The sequence below is a fragment of the Shewanella jiangmenensis genome (assembly GCF_018596335.1).
GTDB lineage: Bacteria > Pseudomonadota > Gammaproteobacteria > Enterobacterales > Shewanellaceae > Shewanella > Shewanella jiangmenensis.
The window spans coordinates 594,688-619,411 of record NZ_JAHEPS010000001.1 but is presented as its reverse complement, the minus strand read 5'-3'; the positions used below and the strand labels follow the sequence as shown (position 1 = coordinate 619,411).

Genomic DNA, 24,724 nt, shown 5'->3' with positions numbered 1-24,724 from the left:
ATTAAGTAGTTAAAGTGTAGAAGCTGAATCAAAAGATGCGAGCCAGAAAAACAAAAACCGGCGCGGGGCGCCGGTTTTGATGTGCGGGATATTTATCAGAAAATCAGGTGGGCAACACCGGCAATCACCGGCAGCGTTACCAGGGTACGCAGGATAAAAATCACGAACAGCTCTGGCAGGTTCACCGGAATGCGCGAGCCAATCAGCAAGGCGCCCACTTCACTCATATAGATGAGCTGAGTCACCGACAGTGCGGCAATCACAAAGCGGGTCATATCCGATTCAATGCTCGCCGCCAGAATCGACGGAATAAACATGTCAGCAAAACCCACCACTATGGTCTTGGAGGCGGCAGTGGCCTCGGGGATTTGCAGCAGCTCCAACAGCGGAATAAACGGCATGCCGAGGTAGTCAAAAATCGGCGTGTATTCGGCAATAATCAGCGCCATGGTGCCGATTGCCATCACCACAGGCAGAATACCAAACACCATATCGGCAACGTTTTTAACGCCTTCGGTGAGGGTTTCTTTCACGCCGCCGCTGGCCGCGGCTTTGGTCAAGGCTCTGTCATAACCCCAGCTCAGGGCGCTGTGACCAGCCGGAATGACTTCATCGTCAGGGTGGCGTGGGCTGCCATCGATATAGTTGTCTTTTTTCCAGCAAAGCGGTGGCAGTTTGGGCACCACAATCGCGGCCACAATACCGGCAAGACACACAGTCAGGTAAAAAGGCACGAACAGGGCTTCCAGCTTCACCTGGGAAATCACCACCAGCGAGAAGGTAATGGATACCGCCGAGAAGGTGGTGCCAATCACAGCCGCTTCACGGGCGGTATAAAAACGGCCTTCGTACTGCTTGCTGGTCAGCAGAATACCCACACTGCCATCACCGAGCCAGGACGCCATACAGTCGATGGCGCAGCGGCCCGGCAGGTTGAACACAGGGCGCATGATTTTGGTCAGCAGCGCGCCAAAAAGTTCAAGCAAACCAAAGTTCAGCAGCAGCGGCAGCAGCATACCGGCGAAGATAAATACGCTGAGCAGCACCGGCAGCAGGTCATTCAGAACAAGACCACCTGTACTGCCCGACTTAATGGCTTCAGGGCCGATACCGGCAAAGGTCAGCACAATAAAAACTGCGCCCAGAATGCGGATAACAAACCACATAGGGCTCACGTTCAGCAAACCATTGAGGAAGGCGTTATTGGTCACAAAGGCTGGCTTAAACAGCTTGGTCAGCACAGACGCCAGCGTTGTAAACACCACCACAGCGGTGACGACGGCGGTGGCCGAATCACTGAGGGCATTTTGCAGTGCCTTGGAGATAATGGCGATCGGGATGGTAATCGCATCCTGATAGCTGACCGGGGTCATAAACAGCAGCAGACCAATCAGCGAGGGGACGATAAAGGTCAGGATCGTCCGGATGTTATGGTTTTGTTTTTCAGTAACCACGGTGTCAGCACCTTAACTTGTTGCAACCAAACCCGATAACGCCAATCACAGGCGCGGGGCTTTCATCTGAAATTGTCATGCCTGTTGCATGTCCATGCAGGGGCAGATTTGACGAGGGGGCAAGATTACTCCCTAAGCAGGGCTCTGTAAAATGATTCACCGCCGAACTTGCTCAAGTTTGAGCTCAAGCATAGTTATTGATGTCAAATGACTGGATATATCTTAACGGCAGACTCGGGAAATATCATCAATTAAGTTATTGATAATAATTATGTAATGATTTTGTTCTTGGCTGGTTTTTGAAGTTTTGTGCTGAGGATGCGCTGATGTAACGACAGGCTTTGTGGGAGCAGATGAGCCTGCGGGCGGATGCGTGCCATGGGCGGCAACCGCATCTAAAGCCAGAGCGCTGAAATCCAAGACGCTGAAATCCAAGACTCTGAAATCCAGGGCTCGCAAAAAAAGCTCTGAAAGCCAAGCCGCGTGAATCCGGGGCTTGCAAAACAAGGCTGTAAAAAAATAAGGCGTGGCGTTATTGCTGCTGCACTGCTGCTGTATTGCTGTTGCCGATAAAGGGCACAGCAGCGGCTGTGCCCGTTGAGCCTGACCCGTCGATACGGAATGTTGACTTGCCCGCCACAGCGGGCTTGCTGGACTCTTTCTGAATGTTTACTGACCAAAGGTATGGCGCAGTGAACCTGCCTTGTCCGCCGCCTGCTGCAGTGTGGTAGCGGCATCGGCCACTGTGGCCATGGCGGTCAGGTTTTCGTTGGCCGCTTCCGAAAGCTGCTGCAGATTGCGGCTCATTTCCGCCACTACCGTATCCTGCTGTCCGGCCGCAACCGCGTTCTGGCGGGCAAAGTCGTGGATATCGGTTATCTGGCGGTAAATGGCGCTCATATCCTGCACACTGCCGGCAATGGCTTCGGCGCAGCTTTGCGCTTCCTGCTGGCTGCGATTCATCTCCTCTGCCCAGTTGCCAAGCATGCTGAACATTTGATCGACGCTGCGGGAAATGCTCTGGGTCGACTGCTGGGTTCGGGCCGAAAGCGCCCGCACTTCATCGGCCACCACCGCAAAGCCGCGGCCCTGTTCACCGGCGCGGGCCGCTTCAATGGCGGCATTGAGTGCCAGCAGGTTGGTCTGCTCGGCAATGGCATCAATTTCGCCCATGGCACTCGCCACCCGCTCGGCCTCGCGGTTCAAAAGCTCGGCGTTACTGGCTGCGGTAGCCACGGCCTGCGCCAGATGACCAATGCGTGTGCGGTTTTGCGACATGGTGTGCTCGCCCTGACGACAAAGCTGGTGGGCATCTTCAATCTTGGCCGAGGTTTGTTGGCTGTTGGCGGCCACTTCGGCGATGGTGGCGCTCATCTCTTCCATGGCGCAGGCAAGCTGCTCAAGCTGACGGCGCTGCATATCGAGGCCCGTCTGGGTTTGGCCGGTGGCGACCACCAGCGATTCCGCCACCTGCTGCAGCGCCTGCGCCTGATCTGAGCTGCGGCCAAGCACGCCGGTCATGCGCGCCTGTTGCAGCAGCAACTGAAATTCGAGCACCGACGAGGTGTCGTGGCCAGCGTAAATATAGCGGCTGACGGAGTCGTAGTTGGCCTTGAGTGCCATCAGTTTGGCCGGCACCTTGAATGCTTCATCGTAAAAAATCCCCAGGTTGATGGCCATCAGCGCCGCGCCTGCAACCATCACGCCCGGCCCCCACACAAGGCCACAGCCCACCAGACCCGAGCCAACCACCACGGCCGACAACAGCCGTTTTTGCCCGAGGGTTAAATGGCGTCCAACGCCTTTGCCGCTTCGAAGTTTGGGATACAGCTCGCCTGCGCGTTTCACCCAGCTGTGCTCGGGGGCGCGGCGGACCGATTGATAGCCGGTGATTTGACCACCTTCAAAGATGGGGGTAACGAAGGCATCGACCCAGTAATAGCCGCCGTCTTTGCAGCGGTTTTTCACTATGCCGCGCCAGGACTTGCCGGCTTTGAGCATTGACCACATCTCGCCAAAGGCGGCGGCCGGCATATCGGGGTGGCGCACTATGTTGTGGGGCTTGCCGTATAACTCGTCGCGGCTGAAACCCGATACTTCAACAAAACGTTGGTTGGCGTAGGTTATGGTGCCGCGTAAATCCGTGGTGGAAATAAGTTCATCGTCCCGCCTTAGGGTGACTTCGCGATTGTTGGTTTGAGTGAAACTCGGCATTTTGGTTGTCTCAGGGTGACTTGGTTCAAAAAATCTACGTTATTTGTGGTTAATGTAACATTTTTACTGTGGTCTTTGCGTGGATTTTTATTGCTTTTTTACTCATAAAATTAGCGTGTTGGTGTTATTTTGTGCTTGTTTTTAAGGCTTGGTTAATAAATTGTATTTTCGCTAACGAAAGTATCAGTAATCGTCGCAATTAAAATTGTCCGTATCTGAAAATTATCTGGCGACCGCGCTATAAAAGTTCGTTTTTTATCTGTATGTTAAAAACGGATTTTCAATACCTGATGAAAGGTAAGGACTTATGGGGCTCAGCACCCAGGACGTTGACAGTAAAAACGTCAGGCGATTCAGATTATTGCGACTTGCGCGGCAGATGTTTGCGCTGGGGGCTTTGATATTGTGTCCGGCTGTACTGCTCGCGGCGCTGCTCTTTACCGGCACCGATGGCGCGCCGTTCAGCCCCTTTAACGTCAGCGTGTCGGAGCTTGGTACCTATGGCTATTCGCCCTTGGCGGTGTTGGCGAATGGCGGGCTGTTTTTTGGTGGTCTGGTGCTGGTGCTTGGCAGTTTGCAGGGCTTAAGAACCGTGCAGGGGCTTGGGATTTTGGTGTGGCTGGCGCTTGCGGCCGCCTGGCTTGCGCTTGCGCTGTCGGGGCTGTTTCCCTCCAACGTGTATCATCTGCACACGGCGGCGCTGAAGTGGTTTTTTTATTGTGCGCTGCTTGCAGGTCTTGGCTATCTGCTGTGGCTCGCGCTTGGCAAAAGCAAGCCGCAAAGCCCGCTGGCGCTGGTCTTTTGCGCTTTGATGTTACTGTTTGTCAGCGCATTTTTGCTGCTGCCGCAGCTGTCGCTGGCCTCGGTGCCTTTCAGTCGGCCCTTTTACGAAGAGGCGTACAGTCCATATCCCAGACCGCTTTGGTGGTGGCCGGCCGCTCTTGAGTGGATCAGCCTGCTGAGCCTGCTGCTGTGGCAGGCTGAAATGCTGCGCCGCCCCGATTAAGCGAGTTGTTTACGTCTGCGGCTGATTGCGCCTGCTTGGCCAAAACTTGATAAGCCAAGCGGCGCAGGCTCAGGCAAGGCTCACTCAGCCAATGCTTACTCAGTCAATCCGGGCCAACTACCTGTTATGGTTCCGGCTGCGTCCGATTAAAGCCTGCCTCAGCAAACCAGTAGCCGTTGCACTCGTCTGTGCCCATCTCCTGTGTCCGCTCAAGCGTGGGCAATGTGCCAGATGCAGGGGATATCCTGAACCAATCCACCCCCATGGCCTCCATATGCGCCCACTCACCGGCAAGGTTTACGCAGGCCGCCGATTGGGTTTGAATACCGTTTAAGCGCAAAAGCGGCTGCGACTCCTGGGTTTGCACCAAAAGCCCCTTACTGTAGTCGCGGCAAATGGTCTGGCAGCCATCTTTGGCAAGTCCCTTGTGACGGGCGGTAAAGCAGCGCGCCGAGTGTGCCAGTGGTAAATGGCCGTGGCCGAACACTTCGACCTCGGGGCGGTTTGGGTTGCCACCAAGCTGCTCAAGCACCTTGGCAAGCCAGCTTTTGGAGAGCTCTATCGGCATTACAAAGCGCTGCATGCCCCAATCGGCAAGCTTTTGAATGCTCGCGGCATTATAAAGGTTGATATGGGGGCCGCAGACAAAGGGTACGCCAGCCTCGCGGGCATAGCCCACAGCTGCCATGTCGTTGGCTTCAATCATAAATTCGCCATTATTAACCTGCTTTTTAAGCTCACTGAGCTCGCCAGCGGCTTCAATCAGCGCAAGGGTCGAGAGCACCACCTGCTTGCCGCTGCCTTTAAGCATTCTGGCAAGCTCAAGGTAGTCGCTGTTTTTAAGCTCGCGCCTGCGGCTGCACACGGCCTCACCGAGATAGACAAGTTCAATATCGCTTTGGGCGACATGCTGATAAAAGTCAGTGACTTTGCCTTTATCCCAGCAGTAAAGCAGGGGGCCTAAACTGGTTTTCATATGCGGTTTCCTGCTGTTATCCGTTACTGCCAGCGGCGCTCGTAGGCGCCAAGGGTGGTGATTTGACCTTCCGAGAGCTTGCCAAGAACGCGGTCCCACTCGGTTTGCACCTGATAGCCGTCCGGGTTTCGAAGATAGGTATCGATGGCGGCGCGCCACACCCGGGTGACCTGCTCCACATAGGCCGGGCTTCGCTGCCGGCCTTCAATTTTGAGCGACACTATCCCGGCGCGGGCAAGCTCAGGCAGCAAACTCAAGGTGTTAAGGCTGGTGGGGGACTCAAGCAGATACTCAGGGGAGTCGCTGTCATCGGCAATAAAGCGGCCCTTGCATACCACCGGATAACCCATTTGCTCGTTCGCGCCGGATTTATCGATTAGCACCTCGTTGAGACGGGTCAGCCTGTCTGAGCCCTGCTCCTGCCAACGCACATGCTGGGCCGGTGAGCAGGAGCCGCCGGTATTGGGGGATTGCCCGGTAACATAGGATGATAAATGGCAGCGGCCCTCGGCCATGATGCACAAACTGCCAAAGGCAAATACTTCCAAATCCACCGGCGATGCCTTGGCAAGGTCGCGCACCTGTTTCATCGACAGCACCCGTGGCAGCACCACCCGCTCTACATTAAAGGCGTCTTTGTAGAGGCTTAAGGCGGCAAGGTTGGTGGCACTTGCCTGTACCGACAGGTGCAGCGGCAATGCGGGGTAGCGGCTATGGGCATAATCCAAAAGGGAAATATCTGCCACAATCAGCGCATCGGCGCCTATGTCTGCGGCCAAATCGATTGCTGCGTACCAGCGCTGCTCTTCGCCGGGTTTGGGGAAGGTATTTAAGGTCAGAAACAGCTTTTTACCTGCGGCGCGGGTGAGGGCTCGGGCTTCTTTAAGCCGCTCTGGGGTAAAGTTAAGCCCGGCAAAGGAGCGGGCGTTGGTGTCATCCTTTAACCCAAGGTAAATCGCATCGGCGCCGGCATTCAGCGCCACCTTGAGCGACGCGAGATTTCCGGCCGGACACAGGAGTTCCATAGTGTGACTCTCTTCAAAAAATATCGGCAAAACCAAAAAACGGTCGCAGTGTACCCATGTTTGGCTGGCAGAAAATTGATGTAAGACAAGCGCATTGGAATAAGGGCGGGGTAGACTTAGCCGATGTTTGTTTGCCGTACTGAGGAACCCATGTTCAATCCTTTTGCTGCCCGCGAGCCCCAAAGTGGCGCCACTGGCATTGCCGCCCGCATGGCGAAAGACGTGCTCGACCTGGCCCCCACTCTGGTGCGTTTGCCCCTCTCCAAGGTGCCTTTTTCCGCCAAGGCCGCGCTGTTAAGGCCCGGGCTTAATCTGTTGCTGGCACAGGAAATTAACGACGGGGAGCTGGATTTTCTGCACGGCCGCTGGGTCGGTATTGAAGTGACCGATCTGGCGCTTAGGTTCGACGTGAGCTTTGATGGTAATCGTCTGTGCGTGCGGGACGCCAAAGCCTTGCATGGCGAGGACGGCGCAGCTGTGCGTTTCAGCGCAGGCTCTAAGGCGCTGCTGCTGATTGCCGCCGGAAAAGAAGATCCGGACACCCTGTTCTTCCAGCGCAAACTCGCCATCGAAGGCGATACCGAGCTTGGGCTGATGGTGAAAAACCTGCTGCTCTCGATTGACCTGACTCGCCTGCCATCGCCCGTAACGGCGACCTTGTCGCAGCTTGCCCGCGCGCTGCAGGCATTGGAGCGTAAGGCCGAGCCTGCCTGGGCCTGAGTGCGCTGTAAAAAGACAGACTGCACAGCAAAATTGGAAAGTTGAAACAGATAGTAAAAGGCGCTGAATTTCAGCGCCTTTTTTGTTCGTATGTTAGCTTAAAGCTTGCCGGTGAGGCGGGCGTACTTGATAAGCAGCTCATCCTGGCTCTCAGGGTGGGCTGGATCGGGGTCGATGCAGTTAATTGGGCAGACAGACACGCAGGTAGGCTTGGCATAGTGGCCCACGCATTCGGTGCAGCGATCCGGATCGATTTCATAGATCTCCGCCCCCATGGCAATCGCCTGGTTGGGGCATTCAGGCTCACACATATCGCAGTTAATACAAGAATCATCGATTATTAGTGCCATTGGGGATGTATTCCTGCTAAATGCTTATTTAACAAAAGGTTATGTATTTGCTTATAAAGTAAGCACATTCCCATTGATTACGGTTAAGTAGGATGAAAGACGATGATTTTACCACACTAGTAACACAAAACGTAACACAGCCTGTTTTTACATGACGTAAAGCTGATTCATTTTTAAGGCAACTTGTTCTTGCTGTTTGCCATGTCACCGACGGTGCAGCGATGCACATAAACTTAACTCGTTGGAGACAACATGCTGCTCGAAAAATCAACTAATGCAACAGAGACTGTGACCATCGCTGTGGACCCAAAGAAGCAGTTGATCCAGAAAAAGTGGAAAAGCTGCAAACCCACGGAATCCACGCGGGCCTTGCTCGATACACAGAAAGTTGCGCTGGCGATGTTTCCATACATGACGGAAAAACGCCTCAGTAAGTACGACGCTGAGTTTGGGCTTAGGATCCTTTTTAGTGAAACCAGGATCTGTTTTTATCCTCATGGAAACAGCAATGGCGGGAAGAAAAAGCTTGGTGATTTCCCTGAAATGACCTTGGAAATGGCAAAAGCGGCGGGTAAAGCGTTAAAGGAAGGTGCAAACTCGGGAATTACCGTGCATGCGGCACTTGCTAGCTACCAAAATGATTTGGCTCGTAGAGTTAAGTTGGGAACTATGGCGGAGGGGTCATACGCAACTTACAAATGCCGCGTCAATAAGCTGGGGGCTTATTTCAAAGGCAATAGTCAGTTCGCAGATCTGTCCGCTGGTGACCTGCAGCAGATTTTGGACCAAATTATTGAAAGTGAGAGTAGCAATTACGCTCGCGAACTGCATGCTGAAATGAAGCGGATTTGGGCCTTCTGTTGCCCCTTGTACGCTATGGGGCGGAATGTCGTTGGCATGCTTCAGGAAAACTATGTCTCGTCTCGAGTAGGTGAGCCGACTGCGACCAGGGTCTTCCCTGTATCAGAGGCAGTCGCCGAGCTTTATATTAACACCGGAATGATGAACAGCCTGCAACAGCGCAATGCGGTGAGGTTTTTGATCTTATCTGGCGTGAGGCCTGTAAATGTGATGAACCTGAAATGGGACTGGGTCGACAACCCAGAGAATCCGACAGAAATTACTTATCCTGCCTCAGCAATGAAGCAAAAACGAAAGTTTACATTGCCGCTTACAGCCACATTGATTGAGGTGATTAAAGAGCAGTGGGAGTTTCGCAAGAATGCTGTCATGGAAATCAACCAAGAGTTTGTCTTTCTGAAGCCAACGGAGCTCACTAAACCCTTTCCTAAGCGCTCGTTGGATAAGCTGATTAAGCAATATTACCCGTTAAACAGCATGATTTTTGTGGAAGAGCCCAACATCAAAGGAAGGAACGGGGCATTTTGTACCTTGTTTCGAAAGTTTGCCAAATCGAACATTGCAGGCTTGTTGGAAAAGGCGGGGAAGTCTGCTGCGGATGGTCGCTTGTTTTCTGCTGTTGCCCTTGGTCACAACCTCGGTAGGGAGTTTGATTACAATAATCTAGATGACAACTATTTGTACGATGGCATCCACAATACTTTGCTCGAAGGTCATTTGCTGGGCCTAACCCTGCATGAAAACTCCATTCTGGATAATGTTACGAAGCAAAAGGATCTACCGCGCTGGAGCATTCCTTTGCATGCCAAAAAGGAAGCTCTCGCCAAGGAAAACGCAGCGCGTCAGCAAATCAGGCAAAAAATCAAAAATATTTATGGCAAAAATAATTACGCCGATTTTTTGCTGCGGAGTGTGGACAAGAAGGGCAACAGGGTTAAGGAAGCCATACTGAGTGCCGATGGGCGTAAGCAGGTAAATGCGCTGCTGATGGCGTTGGCTTCAACGCATAGTTAAGTCAGGGATGGGTGAAAGTGGCCGAGGTTGAGTTATGCCTCGGCTTTTTTGTATCTGCGAATCATGGATACCAAAAAGGAAGATCCGGTTCGGTGGATAAAAAAAGACACTTAAAGAGCTTTCTTTAAGGGCAATAAAATGTATTAAACAAAATTAATATTACTTAAAAAAGACCTTTATTGATTGTTGTGGATGTCGGAAATTATTGAATTTGAAGGGTGTTTATCTTGCTTTGGCAGTGCGAGATAGTCTACCCCTTTTATCACGCAATGCATTTTTAAATCATGTGAAGCTTATTCGTTTTTTGGGGCTATGTTTGTCTCTTGTTTATCATCTCGCCGTCAGTGCAGCTGTGCACGTAGAGTTACTTCGGTGGAGACAAAATGCTTTTTAACCATTCAACTGATGTGGCAGTACCTGAAGTCCCCCTTATGGACCCGAGGGAGGAGGAGGTTCGGAAAAAGTGGAAAAGCTGCAAACCCACAGAATCTGTAAAGGCCTTTTTCGAAACACACAAAGCTGCACTGGCGATGTTTCCATACATAAGGGACAAGCGAATCAGCAAATACGACCGTGACTGTGGTCTTCGGGTTCATTTCAGTAAAACCAAGATAAGCTTTTATTCGCATGGGAACAGTCATGGCGGAAATAAAAAGCTTGGCGAGTATCCTGAAATGACGTTAGAAATGGCGAAAGTGGCGGGTAAATCGTTAAGGAAGTGCGCTGTATCTGGTGTTACAGTGCAAGTTGCTATCGCCAGCTATGAAAATGATTTGCGAAAAAGAGTTCAATTTGGCTCGTTTTCGGAAAGCTCCATTCCGACTTACAGATGCCGCACCCAAAAGTTGGCGAAGTACTTTGATACTAAAATCCTGTTTGCTCAGGTTACTCCCGCCGACGTGCAGTTCGCATTGGACGAAATTATAGCCAATGAAAGCGCTAATTATGCTGGTGAACTTTTTAAAGAATTGAAACGTGTTTGGAAGTTTTGCAGCCCACTGTATGCAATGGGGCGGAATGTGGTTGACACGATCCCTAAAAACTATGTTTCTTCCCGTTGTGAAAAGAAAAATAAGGGGACCAGGATCTTCCCTGAACCAAAGGCCGTAGCCGAGCTCTATATCAACACCAGAATGATGAACAGCCAACAACAGCGCAATGCGGTGAGGTTTTTGATCTTATCTGGCGTAAGGCCTAAAAATGTGGTGAATCTGAAGTGGAGTTGTGTCGACAACCCAGAGAATCCAACAAAAATTACTTATTTTGTCTCAGCAATGAAGCAAAAAAGAAAGTTTATATTGCCGCTTACACCCACATTGATTGAGGTGATTAAAGAGCAGTGGGAGTTTCGCAAGAATGCTGTCATGGAAATCAACCAAGAGTTTGTCTTTTTGAAACCAACAGAGCTCACTAAACCATTTCCTCAACGCTCTTTGGATAAGCTGATTAAGAACTACTACCCAGTGGACAGCATGATTTTTGTGGAAGAGCCAAACGTCAAAGGAAAGAATAGTCCATTTTGTACCTTGTTTCGAAAGTTTGCTAAATCGAATATTGCAGGCTTGTTGGAAAAGGCGGGGAAGTCTGCTGCGGATGGTCGCTTGTTTTCTGCAGTAGCGCTTGGTCACTCCGTCGGTAAAGAGTTTGATTACAACAACCTGGATTACAACTATCTGTACGATGGTACCCATGAAACCATGTACAGTGGTCACTTACTTGGCTTGACGTTACACGAAAGCTCAATTCTGGGAAATGTTGAGAAGCAAAAAGACCAACCGCGATGGAGCATTCCTTTGCATGCCAAAAAGGCAGCACTTGCCAAGGAAAATGCCGCACGCCAGCAGATGAGGCAAGAAATCAAAAACAGGTATGGCAAAAAGGAATACGCCGAATTCTTGCAGCGGGAAGTTGACGATATTGGCACAAGCGTTAAGAAGGCTTTACTGTGTCCTGAAGGACGTAAGAAGGTAAATGCGTTGCTGATGGCGTTGGCTTCAACGCAGAGTTAAGTAAGGGATGGAGGAAAGTGGCCGAGGTTGAGTTATGCCTCGGCTTTTTTGTATCTGCGAATCATGGATACGAAAAAATCCGGTTAGTAGATAGCAGAAAGCCCCAGGACGGGGCTTCTATGGCAAGACAAGGGTTTACACAAAAACAACAATCAAAGCACTTAAAGAATTAACCTTCGTCGTTTGCCAGGAGAAGGGAAGTGAATAGCAACAAAAAATTCATCAGTTGGCTTAGGCCGACTGGCATTGCTTGATGAAGACAAAAAGCGAGTCTTGGCAGTACTGTACGTTTTTCTTTGTAATCACGTACTTTTTAATCAGTTTGCGATGCTTATGCTTTGTGGCATAGACCCAAAGGGTTTTTTTTGAAACGCCCAGTACAGCGGCGGCTTCTTCAGGTTTGATCCTATTTTCCATTTGTTAGCTCTCATTGTTGTTCATAACGAATTAGATGATATCCGGAGCGCTATGAAGTCACCAAAAATGCATTAAGCTTTCTTTTTCATTTTTTTTTGAAGTAGTCCGGCAGCACGCGCTTTTGCTCTTCACTGCATGTGTGCTTGCAGCAAAAAACGGCACGTTTTTTTGCGACAAAAGCGCCAGCAAGGCTGGCAAACAGCAAAGCAAGGGATATGTGAATGTGGCCGAGGCAGTTTGATGTCTCGGCCTTTTTGTCTGTTAAAGGTATTGATACGAAAAAATCCGGTTAGTAGATAGCAGAAAGCCCCAGGACGGGGCTTCTATGGCAAGACAAGGGTTTACACAAAAACAACAATCAAAGCACTTAAAGAATTAACCTTCGTCGTTTGCCAAAAAGAAGGGATGTGAATGGACAAAAAAATTGCTTCAGTTGGGTTAGGTCTGAGCTATTACAGGTTAGGCTGACTTGCTGCGTTCGATAAACACCTGAAGCGAGTCACGGCAATAGCGAACATTTTTCGGTGAAATGACATACTTTTTAATCAGCTTTCGATTCTTATGTTTCGTTCTATAGACCCAAAGGGTCTTTTTAGAAACACCAAGAAAATTGGCAGCTTCATCAGGTGTGATCAGATTTTCCATAACATTACCCTCGTTTTGTTGCTGTGGAGGTTAGATGGTAAGGGGCTCGCTATTAGATCACCAAAAATGCATTAAGCTTTCTTTTTCATTTTTTTTTGAAGTAATCCGGCAGCAGGCGCTTTTGCTCTTCACAGCATGTGTGCTTGCAGCAAAAAACGGCACGTTTTTTTGCGACAAAAGCGCCAGCAAGGCTGGCAAACAGCCGCGTAAGCGAGTGGATTCATCGAATCCGCTTGCTGTAGCAGCGCGCATGTACAGCTGGTCTGTACTACCCGTATTTTGGTTTTGCGTAAGCAAAATTTAGCGGCGGCGTTGGCAACAACGACAAGCTAAACCTTGCCCCGTTCGCCAGAACAGGGGCGCGGCAGGGACGGGAAATGCGATGGCCACATCGCCCCGTACCGAACGCGGCAAAAATGCGGGTAGTACAGAGCGTAGCTCGGTACATGCGCGCTTCATGCTGTGGGGCGCTAGAACGAAGTTCGTAAGCCGCTGATGATGGCAAGACATCAGCAGCGGCGGGCGCTCCAGAGCATATGAGGCATTGGCAAGGCCAAGGCCGAAACCGCCAACGGCGGTGCTTTATACCGAGAATCAAAGCGGGCGCGATATCGGTGCGGGGTGCGAAGCATCCCGCTGCTGTTGTCGGTATGGCTCCCGTTGCCACATGAGTGCAACGCCGCTTCTTGATACCGACGAAGCTCACAGCACCATACAGATACTGACACCGTGCAAAAGCGCCTGAGTTTGCCACGCACCGCCCTACCTAATGCTGAACTTGTCAAAGGCACGCATCAGGGAGGATGTATGAAAAACAGTTCAGGCACTAAGCCAACTCAGCCACTTTCAGCCAGCAGCAATGCACCTCAGAACAATTACCAGAACCATCACCAGGTCAATCACCAGCCACAGCATCAAGCGCTAAAGTCAGAATATCGGCCTTTCTTAAACATCGATATGGATTATCAGGTCGGCAGCAATCGCTGCCAAACGGGTAAATTCAGGCGAAGCCTCACCGTCAAGATGGTGGCTCGCTTTGGCCTTATCAGCCCCAGTCTGATTGAAGTCTTCTATGGCACCAGCAGGCGCCTCGCGCTGGAGCACCTTAATAATCTGGTTGTTGAAGGCCTACTGGTCGATGTGCGCACGCCGCGCTCGGTGGATGGCCGTGTATACGTACTCAGTTTCTCCGGTGCCAGAATGGCGGAGGAGCTGATGGGCATTGCTATCCATTACCGCTCGGTCTCTGAGCCATCGCAGCGGATTAACCAAAATACCGTGATGCACGATTTGATGTGCGCCTTTGTCATCATGCGTGGGCTACTCAATACCCGTCAGGAAGCGGATTTCAGCCCCCAGTGGCAACGCTTCATCAGCGAAACCGAGTTTCGCCGCCTGCACCCCGAAAACAGTACCCGCAATATTGATGGATTGGTGCAGGAGCCCTCCGGCACCCTGGCCGCTATCGAAATGGAGCACGCCTTTAAAACCAAAAAGCAGCGTCAAACCATTCTTAAAAAGTGGGCCAATGGCCTAGAGTCAGGGCTTTATCAAAAGGTGATGCTGTTTTCCCACAATATGGACATCCTGACCGACATCAAACGGCTGCATCAGCAGCTGCTCACAGAAGCGCTAAGCGCAAACGCCGCCAGACGCAGCAGTAAGGCAGATACACTTACCCAAGCCGAGGTTGAGCGACTACAGAAGGCCATCATCTATCGCACTGTCTACTGCCAGGAACTCACAGCGCTGTTTTACCCTTAAACAGTTTCACATACACAAAAACGGAACAACGGCGCATAAGCGCCGCTGCTCCGTGACATACCGAGCGGATTGAGTTGCAGCATTTTCGCTGCAGCCAATCGCATTCAGGTGGCAGACCGAAAGGTCACGTGGGTTCGAATTCCCTCAAACATCACGTACTCATATAGTTAGCTCGGTGGAATTGGGTCACGGGCCACTTCAAAAAAGTGCCAGAGAACACCAGGCTGCTTTGTCGCAAGAAGCCTGAGAGCTGCCACCCTGTCCTTGCCGATGGGTTAATACTGGCTTAAACCACCCCAGCCTTTTTGGCGAAGTTGCTTACGCCCTCAACTCATCTACATCCGGTTTGGGTTCTCACTGATTAGTTACGCCCAGCCCACGCAAACAATTGGGATCTGTGTCGATCTGAGGCCATTTCCCACTCAAGAAACCTGTTTACCAAGACAAACTGCTCATTCCAAGCAAATTAGCTGAACCTGAAATGCAGCATAAAACGTAAGTTTTACACCCGAATGAATGTATTGAATCGTGTTGATAATCATTATTTTAGCTAAGCATTCTGCGGCCAATTAGTACGCTTGTCTTACCAGTGTGATTGGGATAAATTGGCCTAAGCAATAACAAACAATGGATTGCATACAATGCGCTTATTGAGGCGCATTGATAGCGCAGCGGTTAGGTTAGATGTCGAATGCTTTGGTGATTTAGCTATAGGCATTCGATCATGAGCAACTGGCAGCGCTCGCAGCAGGGATGCGCCCGTCTTTCGACCCCCATCACAGACCACCTCCCTTCTTGCGATAGCTTAATCAAGCTAACCCATTGTTAGTGTTTAGATTGTTAGCTTTTAGACTGCTAAGAGCTGTTAGCAGCTAGATAGTGAAAAATCAGGTGTCCACTGCTGTCTGGTAGCCAAAACTAGGGCGGTAGCTTGCCTATCAGATGCTTTAGCACTTCATTCAGTCCAAAGGCCTAAGCGGCTTAAAAGGTGGAATTACAGGTGCAATCTTAAATCGTGTGTTATGTGTGCTCTGCCTCTTAATGCATAGAGCAAGCTTACAAGTCTACACTGATATAATGTTAAGTTTCTATCGACGATATCCGCGTCAATTTGAGATAGCTTTATTGGGACTCAGTGGCGATTCTGTGGCTAAATTTTCGCCAAACACTAAATAATAACTAGGATAATAAGTTGGAAATTTCCTCATTACACTTAAAAGGTTTTAGAAATTTTGATGATGCTTTTGTTAACTTCAATAAGAGCACACTTGTTCTTGGTTCAAACGATATTGGCAAAAGTAACATGCTCCACGCCTTGCGGATTCTCCTTGATAAAAGCCTGTCGGAAGCAGATATAGAACCATCTGAACTTGATTTTCATATCAGCAAAAGTGGTATTGTTGAACATGCCGAAATTACTATTACTTTTGCTAACATTACTGAAGATGCTGTCTTATCAGTACTAAAAGGTAATGTGAGCGATGAAAGTGAAACGGTCATAAAGTATGTCGCTCAAAGATCAAGTCTAAGCTACAGAATTTTTATAGGGCACTCATTGGAAGAGTTACAAGAGGTCCCAAGTAGATTCTATCTAAAACACATGAATCTTAAATATATTCAGTCTCAACGAGATCTTGAACAATTTATTCGGAAAGAGAAAAAGCAACTATTACGAATTTCACAGCAGTTACTGAAGGATGACGACATAATTGCCGATGAAGCCTTACTTATTGAGATAGGTAATGATTTAACTACGTTAAATGGAAAAATTTCAAGGCTAAAATATGTGAGCTCAGCAACTAAAGATGTCAATGATGAACTAAAAAAGCTAGCTCACCACCACACTGATTACAATGTTCAATTAGATACTGGAGCTATTGAAGTTAATGATTTTATCGAAAAACTCCAGCTCGGAGCAGTAACTAATGGTTCTAGTGTAATGCTAGGTGGTGATGGCCGGAATAATCAAATTCTTCTCGCTCTTTGGAAAGCAAAAAGTATAATCGAACACGATGCAGACCACGAGGTAGTATTTTATGTTATCGAAGAGCCAGAGGCTCATTTACATCCTCATCAACAAAGAAAGCTAGCAACTTATCTGATCGATGAACTGCCTGGCCAGATAATTATTTCCTCTCACTCGCCTCAGATAGCAATCAATTTTAAGCCAGACTCAATAATTCGACTTTTAGCAAAAGGTGGAGCAACTGTTGCGGCGAGTAATGGGTGTTCTAGTTGCATTGCTGAAGGCTGGGAAGACATGAGCTACCGTATGAGCGTTTTGCCAGCGGAAGCCTTTTTTTCAAACGGCGTTCTTCTTGTTGAAGGACCATCGGAAGTTCTTTTCTATAACGAACTTGCCGCAGCAATAAACATAGATTTGGATTACGAAAATTTATCGATACTTTCTGTGGATGGTATTGCTTTTAAAATTTACACTGGAATCTTGGATGCGCTAGAAATACCTTGGGTAATGCGTACTGACAATGATATTTCTAAGGTTCCTCACAAAACGGAATGGCAATTTGCAGGTATTAATAGATGCTTAGATTTAGTTGGGGAATTTAAGTACGCAAATAGCGATGTTGAGCTGTCCGCTCAAAATACTGTAGACCTGGGGTATTGGCACCTTGTTTCAGCGCATACATTAGAACATGGAATATTCTTATCCAAGGTCGACTTAGAAACTGACTTAGTAAATGAGCTGTCAAAGGAAATTATTACAATTTTAGGAAAGACAAGCAACTCTAGCGCTATTGAGTATCTTCAGAAGAAAAAAGCGCTTCATATGCGTAATCTATTAAAAAGTATAAAGCCGAATCTAAACCTGTTGAATACTGGTGAACTGGCAAAGCCGCTATATAAGTTGGTTGAGATAAGTAAGGCTGAGTTATGAAAACGTTTACTCCAACAACGCAACAGCAAGCTGCTATAGATTACGACGGCAGCATGGTTATTACAGCTTGCCCTGGGAGTGGTAAAACAACGGTGATGAAGGAAAAAATTAGAAAAATCACTCGTGAGTTACCACAGCACAAAGGCGTGATTGCAATTACATTTACCAAAAAAGCAAGCCAAGAATTAAAAATGCGATGTAAGCATAATGCACATGATACGAAACAAAGCTTTTTTGGCACAATTGATAGTTTTTGCTTAAAAGAACTAATCCTGCCTTTTATATCCAGAGTCTGGGGAGGCAATCCTACGGAATGTAAAGTAGTCAAAAGACTGCAAAATCCGTATTTGCTTTTTATAAAAGAAGAATATCGTTCTCCAACTGTTGAAAATATCTTTAATGATGACGGTTTTAAACGTCTATATGATTCTGGTCTTTTGTGGATGAATTCATTTGCCGCAATGGCCTTGTATATATTAAGGAGGTCAGCAGCTGCAGAACGTTACATTAAAGCTAAATATTCACATGTGTTTATTGACGAATATCAAGATTCATCTGTAAGTCAGCACCAACTTTTTGAGAAACTTCACATGCTAGGGCTAACAGCAACAGCGGTTGGTGATATATCTCAATCAATTTATGAATTTAGAGGTGGTAATCCAGAGTTGTTAAATGGCTTAGTGAATGATTCAGATAATTTTAAACACTTTGAAATAAATATTAATCATAGAAGCCACGATTCGATTGTCAACTACGCATCTAGGCTACTTGAACCAAGCTTTCAGCTAATTCAATGTGCGCATAAAAATATATTTAGGCGGGAAATTGTTGGGAACCTGAAAGACGCTGCTAAAGAAATATCTAATTGGATATCAAATTGGATAGAAAATGGTGAGTGGGAAATAACTAAAGCTTCTGATATTGCAATATTAGCTAAGAGTGAAAAGTCTCTTAGACTATTAACATCAGGTTTAGAGGTAAATTATAGAATCTATTCTGACAACCCTCTTGATGAAGTCGGTACGGATTGTTCTGAGTTGTATTCTCACCTACTAGCGTTTAAATATGGGGCAATTGCAACAACTCAAGAGCTAATTGAAATAAAATTTGAACATGTTTTATCAAGAGATAGTAATATAGCTTCGATTAGGAAAGCAATAAGAGTGATTCGCGAAATAGAAGACGTTGAACAGATTATTACGAAGTTTCAAGAGCTGGCGTTAATGTTGAACATTAATGAGACCGCAGCATCAGATATAGCAGTGCGCACGATCCTACAGCAATATGAGCTAATCAAACAGTTTATGCCTTTGGATGAAAGTGAGGTTCAGGTTATGACTTTGCACAAGTCCAAAGGGTTGGAATTTAAAGTTGTATTTCATTTTGATCTAGAAGAGTGGTCTTTTCCATTCCAGCGTGTAGAAAATAATGATTGGAATAACCCTATCTACCCTAGTTTGGCTCAAGATACTAACCTACACTACGTTGGTATTACACGGGCTGAAAACTGTTGTGTCCTTATAAGAGTAACGTTAAGACAAAACAGTTTAGGAAATTTTACTCAATCTGCTCCATCTTATTTTCTTAGGCTCCCTCAACTTGAAGGACTCTACGGTTAACTTTTCTTGATTGTTTACTAGCACTGGAAGTGTTTTCTCAAAAAGAAAGAAGAGTGTGGACAAAAAAGAGTGGGAACAGGCATAACTAGCAGAAGAGAGGCTTGCCTCTGGTTCTACACATAAAAACCTGTATATGCGGGCTCGAAACTAGGCGTATGCTTCATCAGTGAGACAACATCGGGGGCGTGAACAATGCGCGGCCGGATGAATGAGATAGCAGATCCTTTGTGCCCGTAGATTGATGAGACCCTAGTGTTGGAGTTCCACACCAGCGATAATGCGGATTGTAGTTAAAGTCGGATTTAATATTGCGAGAGCGCTCAGAAGCGAACTACATGGTTAAACTAAGAAACTCGATTTCTGAAATTCTTTGGAACGACCTATTGCGTTATTAAGTCGGATTTTATTACATTAGTCTTTTTTAATGTAAATTATTTTTGAGGTTTTAAGTGATTGATTTGGCATTTCTAATTGAAGCTAATCAGCAACCATACAAGATGGAATGTAAGTTAGTTGGGGATAACGTTAGTAAAGGTGACACAAGGACACACCGTGAGCAAGTTGGTGAAATTGGTAGCATCCATGAAGCATATTTCAACACGCAGCATTCAATTTCGTATGTATGGCCTTTTCAATTCGTAAACAATGAGGTTATTAAATCTGATGGTAAGGTTACTATACATGAAAAGGGATTTGGAACCTTAACATGGGATCCAAAATTTAACACGTTAAAGGCTTCTCATTATGGAACCTCAATCGATAGAGAAATGACTTACTCCTGTGTTAAAAAATAACTCGTATAGTAAAGTGGTAGGACATTCACAATGCCTCACTTAGATATATCACCAGCAATCTCCCTATCGAAGTCGCTGGGCGTTGAGCGAAATGGCGTGGGCGAGGCTAGCTGTTCCTGAACATCCTACCCTTCTGGGTATTTCGATTTCTCTCCTGCCGATTCCGAGTCGGAGGAGTTGTGGGTGTCCTCAATATTTAGGTTGTGTATTTGCTACTTGAGTAGGTTTAGTTATGAATAAAGTTCTCATTACTGGTGCAGGTGTTGATAAGACGTCAGGCATTGATTTTCCACTAGCGAATAAGCTTTTAACTGAAGTATCGAGATTTATCAATGGAGAAGGGGCAAGTTTTGAAAAAGCTATCAGAAATGCTCTTCCTGGTCTTCGCTTTGACTTTAATCGTTTTATTAATAATGAAATTGAAAATATTACTAAGAAAGACATAGAACAGCTAAAGAAGATAGTTGAATTAGTAAGTGAAGCTGAAACCAAGATTCAAGATGAATCAGACCTGTCTAAAAAAAGAGGGTTAGTAATAATTCGTTTGTTTGAAAAACTTGTGGAAATTAAGAATGTTAGCCATATTGACGATGAAACGTTTAAATTGATCTCAGAAGCATTTGGTTCAGAGTTTACAGAGAGTGATTTCATAATTGACGTTCATAAAATGTCGTTATCAGAGACATTTAAACTAATCCTCAAAGTTACACTCAAGGAAAGTTTAACTTCAGATGGGAACCCAATAGCTGATGCTATTGCATCTCATATGCTAGACATTGAACAACTGTTGATTCAAAAGTTTTTAGGGTTTTATAGCCATAATCAAGCTGATGTTAAAAACTATATATATATTTCATGGTGTTTGTGGGGCTATTTGGTATGGAAGCAAAACCAAGTATTGTCGAATTTCAAAAGTGGGGGCATGCCATTTTACTCTAAATTGCCTAAAGGTATTGATGCAATAACGCTAAACTATACAACGTTTTTGGCAAATTCTGGATTGGGAAATGTTATTTATTTCCATGGCGGCTTATCAGAATATGTGCGTATGGACACAAGGCAGTTATTACCGATTAATGACTTAGATTCGATTGATTTAAAAGAGTTTATTGAAGGGGAGATATCTTCAAATATTGATTTCACAAGTAGCATTGTAGAGGAACAAAAGCATGTAATACCCTCAATGGTTCCCCCTCTAAAACTTAAACCAATATTGTCCCATAAGTATATTGATACTTGGGCGAAAGCTGCTGAACTAGTTCATAACTCAGAAAAAGTGGTAGTGATTGGTTATTCCTTTAACAGTGCAGACGAACATTTTAACGATATTATTAGGAATAGCGTGACTAGAAAATATGACATAGTTGCTCCTGATGTACTTTCCGACGCATTCTTGAAGCGTATTGAAAAAGTTTTTGGGGTCTCTATTAGTAACTTCTCTAACACCAAGGTACAAGGGAAAAATGCCAAAACTACGCAGTATATTCGTTTAATCTCTGCTTATGCAGATGAACTCGATGTCAGTAAATTGTTTGATGAGTAAAGTTTTGCCTAAAACGTATTGCCAACAAACGCCTCAAGAGGGAGTGTCAACGTGCGGCGTTTCCAGTCCTATTGAGCCGAGGTGGTTGCAGTTGTTGTGTTTGGTTTTAATGGTATGCGTTGCCAGCCCCTCAGGCGAGCGTTGCTTTTTGAGGATACACATTGATTCTGTATAAATATATGTCGTTTAAAGCAGCTATTTCAGTTATTAAAAACTCATCACTTGGCTTTTCTTGCCTCGAAGACCTGAATGATCCATTTGAATGCACTGCCTTTGGATTCGAGGAGGACAGTGACTCATACGTATCTGCAAGAATGGCTACGAATGCATGTAAAACTCGGTTTTCAAGAAACTATGGTGTGCTGTCACTTACTAGGCAGCCATTGAATCCGTTAATGTGGGCTCACTATGGGGATGAACACCAAGGTGTAGTAATTGGCTTTGATGTCAAATTAGCTGGATTTACTGATGAAAATGCATGCGTCATACCTTGTCAGTATGGAGAAATCGTCTATTCGGCAACCAAGCCACATAAAAATTTGTCTACTTTAAGCAGTGAAGAATTGATGAGTATTGGAAATGGCATCAAATTTAACTCTGAGTCGTTTAATTTAGTCAAAAGGGCATTTTTGTACAAATCAATTGAGTGGAGCTACGAAGAAGAAGTTCGAGTTGTTAAGGACATATCAGCTCTACCGTTTACCTACCATTTCGGAAAGGGGCGCAGTAACGCTTGGAATAAAATCTCAGTAGCAGGGCGTCCACTGTATTGTTTTGATATACCAGAAAATGCCATTAAGGAAATATATTTAGGTCGGCATATATATAAGAATGTAACTAAAAAGAATGATTTCTCCGGTGATGAACTTCAAGAGATCCTTCTTTCATGGGGACGCAAAGATTTACAATTGTTGCAATGTCAGCCTGATGTACACTCATGGCAGTTAATAGCAGAACAATCAATCAACCAACAAAGCTAACAGAGTGATTCCACACGCGTGGCATTTTTGGTTTAGGTTTAATTCCGTGTTTACGGCGTCCAAATTAAGTGTATTGGTAGCGTGGCTCACACCTTAATTGGGCGTTAGCCTCCCAAGGAAACTATGAGCGAGTCTTGGCATAAAACTGAAACAGATATAGACGCAGAAAAACATGTTGGTGATTTTTGGTCTCGCCATCGTGACGAATTGCAATCGGGTGAGTTCTGGGCCGACAGAATCAAACAGTTACGAGGAGAGCCTGTAAAGAGACTGGCAGTTGCTTTAGAAAATATTCCCTTGCCCGCTTCTTTTGGAGAGGCAGCGATTGCTACAAGAGCTTTAATACGGGATAAAAGAAAGCAAAAAGCCTCCTATGATGAAGAGCTCGCTCTTTTGTATTGGCTGGCCGCAATTAACTCTTTTTCAATCCCCTATTCAGAAGTCCTCAAAGAGCCTGGTTATAATGTGCTCGAGTCCATTCCTGGAATGAAACTGAAAGGACTTTCTTTTTCTTATAAATCACTTGGCTATGAAAAACTAGCATTATTGAATAAAACAGACATCAAGTGGCTTACCGAAAGCTGGGGAGAGCCAGATGAGCATACAACACTTCATCAAATGCACAATGATGTTTGGGTTGAATATGAATTGAAACTTAAAGGTAAGAGAAAGCAAAGAGAACAGCTGTTTTTAAATAGTATTGGCATGGGCGTTAATGCTAAACACGCTCTTCCAGAGCCATCTAACACCCGCAAAGATAGTAAAAGCACTAAATGGGTAGCGGTTGCTGTGATTTTTTTTGCACTGTTACTCGCTGTGGTGTTGGGAGGCTAACAAGGTAAAGCAGGATGAAGCCTAGCGGCGCACCTGTTCACGACTTTATATGCCAGTAATCAGAAAGTCGATAGCAGAGATTATCTCGTCTCTAAAAGTGCTTAGATCATTTACAGGCTCTCTTAGAATTTTGGTTGGTACACTTGCCATTTGATGAGTCAGAATTACGAAGTCACCTTCATCAATATGGATTAGGGGGCATAGATGACTGGGCGCTTTTTTCTCTAACAACGCAGTAGGCGTTAGGGGAATAACTAATCGAGTGTTCAATGTATCAAGCAATTCACTTTGTACGTCAACAAAGTATGGGTATGCGGTTGAAGTGCTTTTATCGTTGTTTTTGTATAGCGAAAATTGTGGCATTAGAATACTCGGTAAGAATCAGAAAATAATCCGTGGTCTTCAATTAGCTTGTTGCAAGCATTAATGGCATCAGCATTTTGCTCTAACCATTCAGCTTTCAGGCGTTGATTCACTTCTTTCTCAAGCGCCCTTTCCATTGTTGCCGAAAGGTTTATATTTAAGCGTTTAGCCTCAGCGAGTAACTCGCTGTTTAAGCTTAAGTTTGTCGCTTTCTTTGGTGCTTGCGTACTATATGCGTTTCTCATGACAGCGGCCTATGCGTATTGTGTGTGCGCATAAATTATAGGGGCAATGCAAGTATGTAACAAGTGACTGTGGCACTCAGACCATCAATTGTGATTTGATTCGGTTATGCCTACTCGGATCTGCTGTCTTAAGAACTTCATATGAACATCCGACTCTACAGCGACTTACACATCGAATTTGAAGATTTCCATGCACCAGCCGATGGCGCGGACGTGGTTGTGCTGGCCGGAGACGTAGACGTTGGTGTAAGAGGCATTGACTGGATAGTGCGGCAGGAGTTTGGCTGTCCGGTGATTTATGTCATGGGAAACCATGAGTACTATAACCATCGCTACCCAAGCCTGTTAGGCAAGGTTAAGCAGCACGCTGCTGGCAAGAATATTCATATCCTCGAAAACGAGAGTGTTGAGATTGATGGTGTGCGGTTTCATGGCGCTACGCTGTGGACTGACTTCAAACTGTTTGGTGACCCTCGGGTGGCTGGTTACGAGTGCCAGCAAGTGATGAGAGATTACAAGAAAATCCGCAAAGAACCCTCTTACTCAAAGCTGAGATCCATTGATGTGGCCAGTATTCACAGCCAGTCCCTGAGTTGGCTTGCTGAAAGCCTGGCCAGCTCCAAGAATGCCCTGAATGTGGTGGTTACTCACCATGCACCGAGCATGCTGTCGGTTCCAGCTTACTACCAGGACAACATAGTGACAGCTGCCTATGCTTCCGATTTGAGTGCTTTTATTGACGAGCATAAACCGGACTACTGGCTGCATGGGCATTTACATACAAGCTCGAATTACTATCTGGGCGCATGCCAGGTTCTGGCTAATCCGAAGGGCTATAAGGGCGAAGTCAATGAAAGCTTTGACCCCAGCTTTAGCTTAACGCTGGCTAAGCGTGGTGCGTGGGCGAGCAATACAAAGGCTTGAACAGTTGCTCCTTACGATTCTTTGAATGGCTTCGACCACAAGTTGTACAGGGCCCATTCTATGAAATCTAA

The 24,724-nt window shown here is 46.6% G+C and carries 22 protein-coding genes; 11 read left to right on the top strand and 11 right to left on the bottom strand.

Annotated elements, in window-relative coordinates; all coding sequences use genetic code 11:
• Positions 1-95 precede the first annotated feature (95 nt).
• The 3 genes from KJI95_RS02775 to KJI95_RS02765 all read right to left on the bottom strand — a co-directional run bounded on the left by KJI95_RS02775 (position 96) and on the right by KJI95_RS02765 (position 3,668).
• Positions 96-1,454 (bottom strand): YjiH family protein, encoded by a 1,359-nt coding sequence (locus KJI95_RS02775; RefSeq protein ID WP_214505633.1) that lies wholly within the window; start codon positions 1,452-1,454, stop codon positions 96-98.
• A 222-nt stretch (positions 1,455-1,676) separates the two neighbouring features.
• The gene (locus KJI95_RS02770) at positions 1,677-1,889 is read right to left on the bottom strand and encodes a hypothetical protein (RefSeq protein WP_214505632.1); all 213 of its coding nucleotides are present in this window, start codon (positions 1,887-1,889) and stop codon (positions 1,677-1,679) included.
• A 234-nt stretch (positions 1,890-2,123) separates the two neighbouring features.
• Positions 2,124-3,668, bottom strand: coding sequence for a methyl-accepting chemotaxis protein (locus KJI95_RS02765; protein ID WP_214505631.1), 1,545 nt, complete (start codon positions 3,666-3,668; stop codon positions 2,124-2,126).
• A gap of 307 nt (positions 3,669-3,975) precedes the next feature.
• Between KJI95_RS02765 and KJI95_RS02760 the strand changes: the two genes are divergently transcribed.
• Positions 3,976-4,674: a DUF998 domain-containing protein gene (locus KJI95_RS02760; RefSeq protein WP_214505630.1), complete on the top strand. Its 699-nt coding sequence runs from the start codon at positions 3,976-3,978 to the stop codon at positions 4,672-4,674.
• Between the two features lie 124 nt (positions 4,675-4,798).
• Here the strand turns inward: KJI95_RS02760 and KJI95_RS02755 are convergent, their stop codons facing one another.
• Together KJI95_RS02755 and ubiU are read right to left on the bottom strand one after the other, a co-directional pair.
• Positions 4,799-5,650, bottom strand: a complete 852-nt coding sequence (locus KJI95_RS02755) for a U32 family peptidase (protein WP_214505629.1) — start codon at positions 5,648-5,650, stop codon at positions 4,799-4,801.
• Positions 5,651-5,673: 23 nt separating this feature from the next.
• The gene (gene ubiU, locus KJI95_RS02750; protein ID WP_214505628.1) at positions 5,674-6,675 is read right to left on the bottom strand and encodes a ubiquinone anaerobic biosynthesis protein UbiU; all 1,002 of its coding nucleotides are present in this window, start codon (positions 6,673-6,675) and stop codon (positions 5,674-5,676) included.
• 150 nt (positions 6,676-6,825) lie between these two features.
• Between ubiU and ubiT the strand changes: the two genes are divergently transcribed.
• Positions 6,826-7,395, top strand: coding sequence for a ubiquinone anaerobic biosynthesis accessory factor UbiT (gene ubiT / locus KJI95_RS02745; RefSeq protein ID WP_214505627.1), 570 nt, complete (start codon positions 6,826-6,828; stop codon positions 7,393-7,395).
• A gap of 98 nt (positions 7,396-7,493) precedes the next feature.
• Here ubiT and KJI95_RS02740 read toward each other — a convergent pair whose 3' ends face one another.
• Entirely contained in the window at positions 7,494-7,745 is a 252-nt protein-coding gene (locus tag KJI95_RS02740) for a YfhL family 4Fe-4S dicluster ferredoxin (RefSeq protein ID WP_214505626.1), read from the bottom strand.
• Positions 7,746-7,997: 252 nt separating this feature from the next.
• On the opposite strand from KJI95_RS02740, the gene KJI95_RS02735 reads away from it, so the two are divergent.
• Together KJI95_RS02735 and KJI95_RS02730 are read left to right on the top strand one after the other, a co-directional pair.
• Positions 7,998-9,620 (top strand): site-specific integrase, encoded by a 1,623-nt coding sequence (locus tag KJI95_RS02735; RefSeq protein WP_214505625.1) that lies wholly within the window; start codon positions 7,998-8,000, stop codon positions 9,618-9,620.
• A 383-nt stretch (positions 9,621-10,003) separates the two neighbouring features.
• Positions 10,004-11,629, top strand: coding sequence for a tyrosine-type recombinase/integrase (locus KJI95_RS02730; protein WP_214505624.1), 1,626 nt, complete (start codon positions 10,004-10,006; stop codon positions 11,627-11,629).
• A gap of 231 nt (positions 11,630-11,860) precedes the next feature.
• Here the strand turns inward: KJI95_RS02730 and KJI95_RS02725 are convergent, their stop codons facing one another.
• The 3 genes from KJI95_RS02725 to KJI95_RS02715 form a co-directional block, all read right to left on the bottom strand.
• The gene (locus tag KJI95_RS02725) at positions 11,861-12,046 is read right to left on the bottom strand and encodes a helix-turn-helix domain-containing protein (protein WP_214505623.1); all 186 of its coding nucleotides are present in this window, start codon (positions 12,044-12,046) and stop codon (positions 11,861-11,863) included.
• Between the two features lie 459 nt (positions 12,047-12,505).
• Positions 12,506-12,691 carry a helix-turn-helix domain-containing protein gene (locus KJI95_RS02720; protein ID WP_214505622.1) on the bottom strand — a complete coding sequence of 62 codons (186 nt, stop codon included), beginning with the start codon at positions 12,689-12,691 and terminating at the stop codon, positions 12,506-12,508.
• A 57-nt stretch (positions 12,692-12,748) separates the two neighbouring features.
• The gene (locus KJI95_RS02715; RefSeq protein WP_214505621.1) at positions 12,749-12,943 is read right to left on the bottom strand and encodes a hypothetical protein; all 195 of its coding nucleotides are present in this window, start codon (positions 12,941-12,943) and stop codon (positions 12,749-12,751) included.
• A 555-nt stretch (positions 12,944-13,498) separates the two neighbouring features.
• Here KJI95_RS02715 and KJI95_RS02710 point away from each other — a divergent pair.
• From KJI95_RS02710 to KJI95_RS02685, 6 genes are all read left to right on the top strand, one after another.
• Positions 13,499-14,455, top strand: a complete 957-nt coding sequence (locus tag KJI95_RS02710; RefSeq protein WP_250885545.1) for a hypothetical protein — start codon at positions 13,499-13,501, stop codon at positions 14,453-14,455.
• Between the two features lie 1,192 nt (positions 14,456-15,647).
• Complete coding sequence (locus KJI95_RS02705) at positions 15,648-17,351, top strand: ATP-dependent nuclease (protein ID WP_214505620.1); 1,704 nt, start codon at positions 15,648-15,650, stop codon at positions 17,349-17,351.
• Entirely contained in the window at positions 17,348-18,970 is a 1,623-nt protein-coding gene (locus KJI95_RS02700) for a UvrD-helicase domain-containing protein (protein WP_214505619.1), read from the top strand. Before KJI95_RS02705 ends, KJI95_RS02700 begins: the two co-directional genes overlap by 4 nt.
• A 1,026-nt stretch (positions 18,971-19,996) precedes the next feature.
• Positions 19,997-21,307, top strand: coding sequence for a hypothetical protein (locus KJI95_RS02695; RefSeq protein ID WP_214505618.1), 1,311 nt, complete (start codon positions 19,997-19,999; stop codon positions 21,305-21,307).
• A 161-nt stretch (positions 21,308-21,468) separates the two neighbouring features.
• Complete coding sequence (locus tag KJI95_RS02690) at positions 21,469-22,287, top strand: DUF2971 domain-containing protein (protein WP_214505617.1); 819 nt, start codon at positions 21,469-21,471, stop codon at positions 22,285-22,287.
• Positions 22,288-22,410: 123 nt separating this feature from the next.
• Positions 22,411-23,121, top strand: a complete 711-nt coding sequence (locus KJI95_RS02685) for a hypothetical protein (protein WP_214505616.1) — start codon at positions 22,411-22,413, stop codon at positions 23,119-23,121.
• A 45-nt stretch (positions 23,122-23,166) separates the two neighbouring features.
• On the opposite strand, the gene KJI95_RS02680 is transcribed toward KJI95_RS02685, so the two are convergent.
• Both KJI95_RS02680 and KJI95_RS02675 read right to left on the bottom strand, forming a co-directional pair.
• A complete protein-coding gene (locus KJI95_RS02680) occupies positions 23,167-23,484 on the bottom strand; it encodes a CcdB family protein (RefSeq protein WP_214505615.1) in 318 nt (105 codons plus the stop codon).
• Complete coding sequence (locus KJI95_RS02675; RefSeq protein WP_214505614.1) at positions 23,484-23,729, bottom strand: type II toxin-antitoxin system CcdA family antitoxin; 246 nt, start codon at positions 23,727-23,729, stop codon at positions 23,484-23,486. The genes KJI95_RS02680 and KJI95_RS02675 overlap by 1 nt, the downstream gene beginning before the upstream one ends.
• A 141-nt stretch (positions 23,730-23,870) precedes the next feature.
• Here KJI95_RS02675 and KJI95_RS02670 point away from each other — a divergent pair, with 141 nt between their 5' ends.
• On the top strand, positions 23,871-24,653 hold the full coding sequence (locus KJI95_RS02670) for a metallophosphoesterase (protein WP_214505613.1): 783 nt from the start codon (positions 23,871-23,873) through the stop codon (positions 24,651-24,653).
• Positions 24,654-24,724 lie beyond the last annotated feature (71 nt).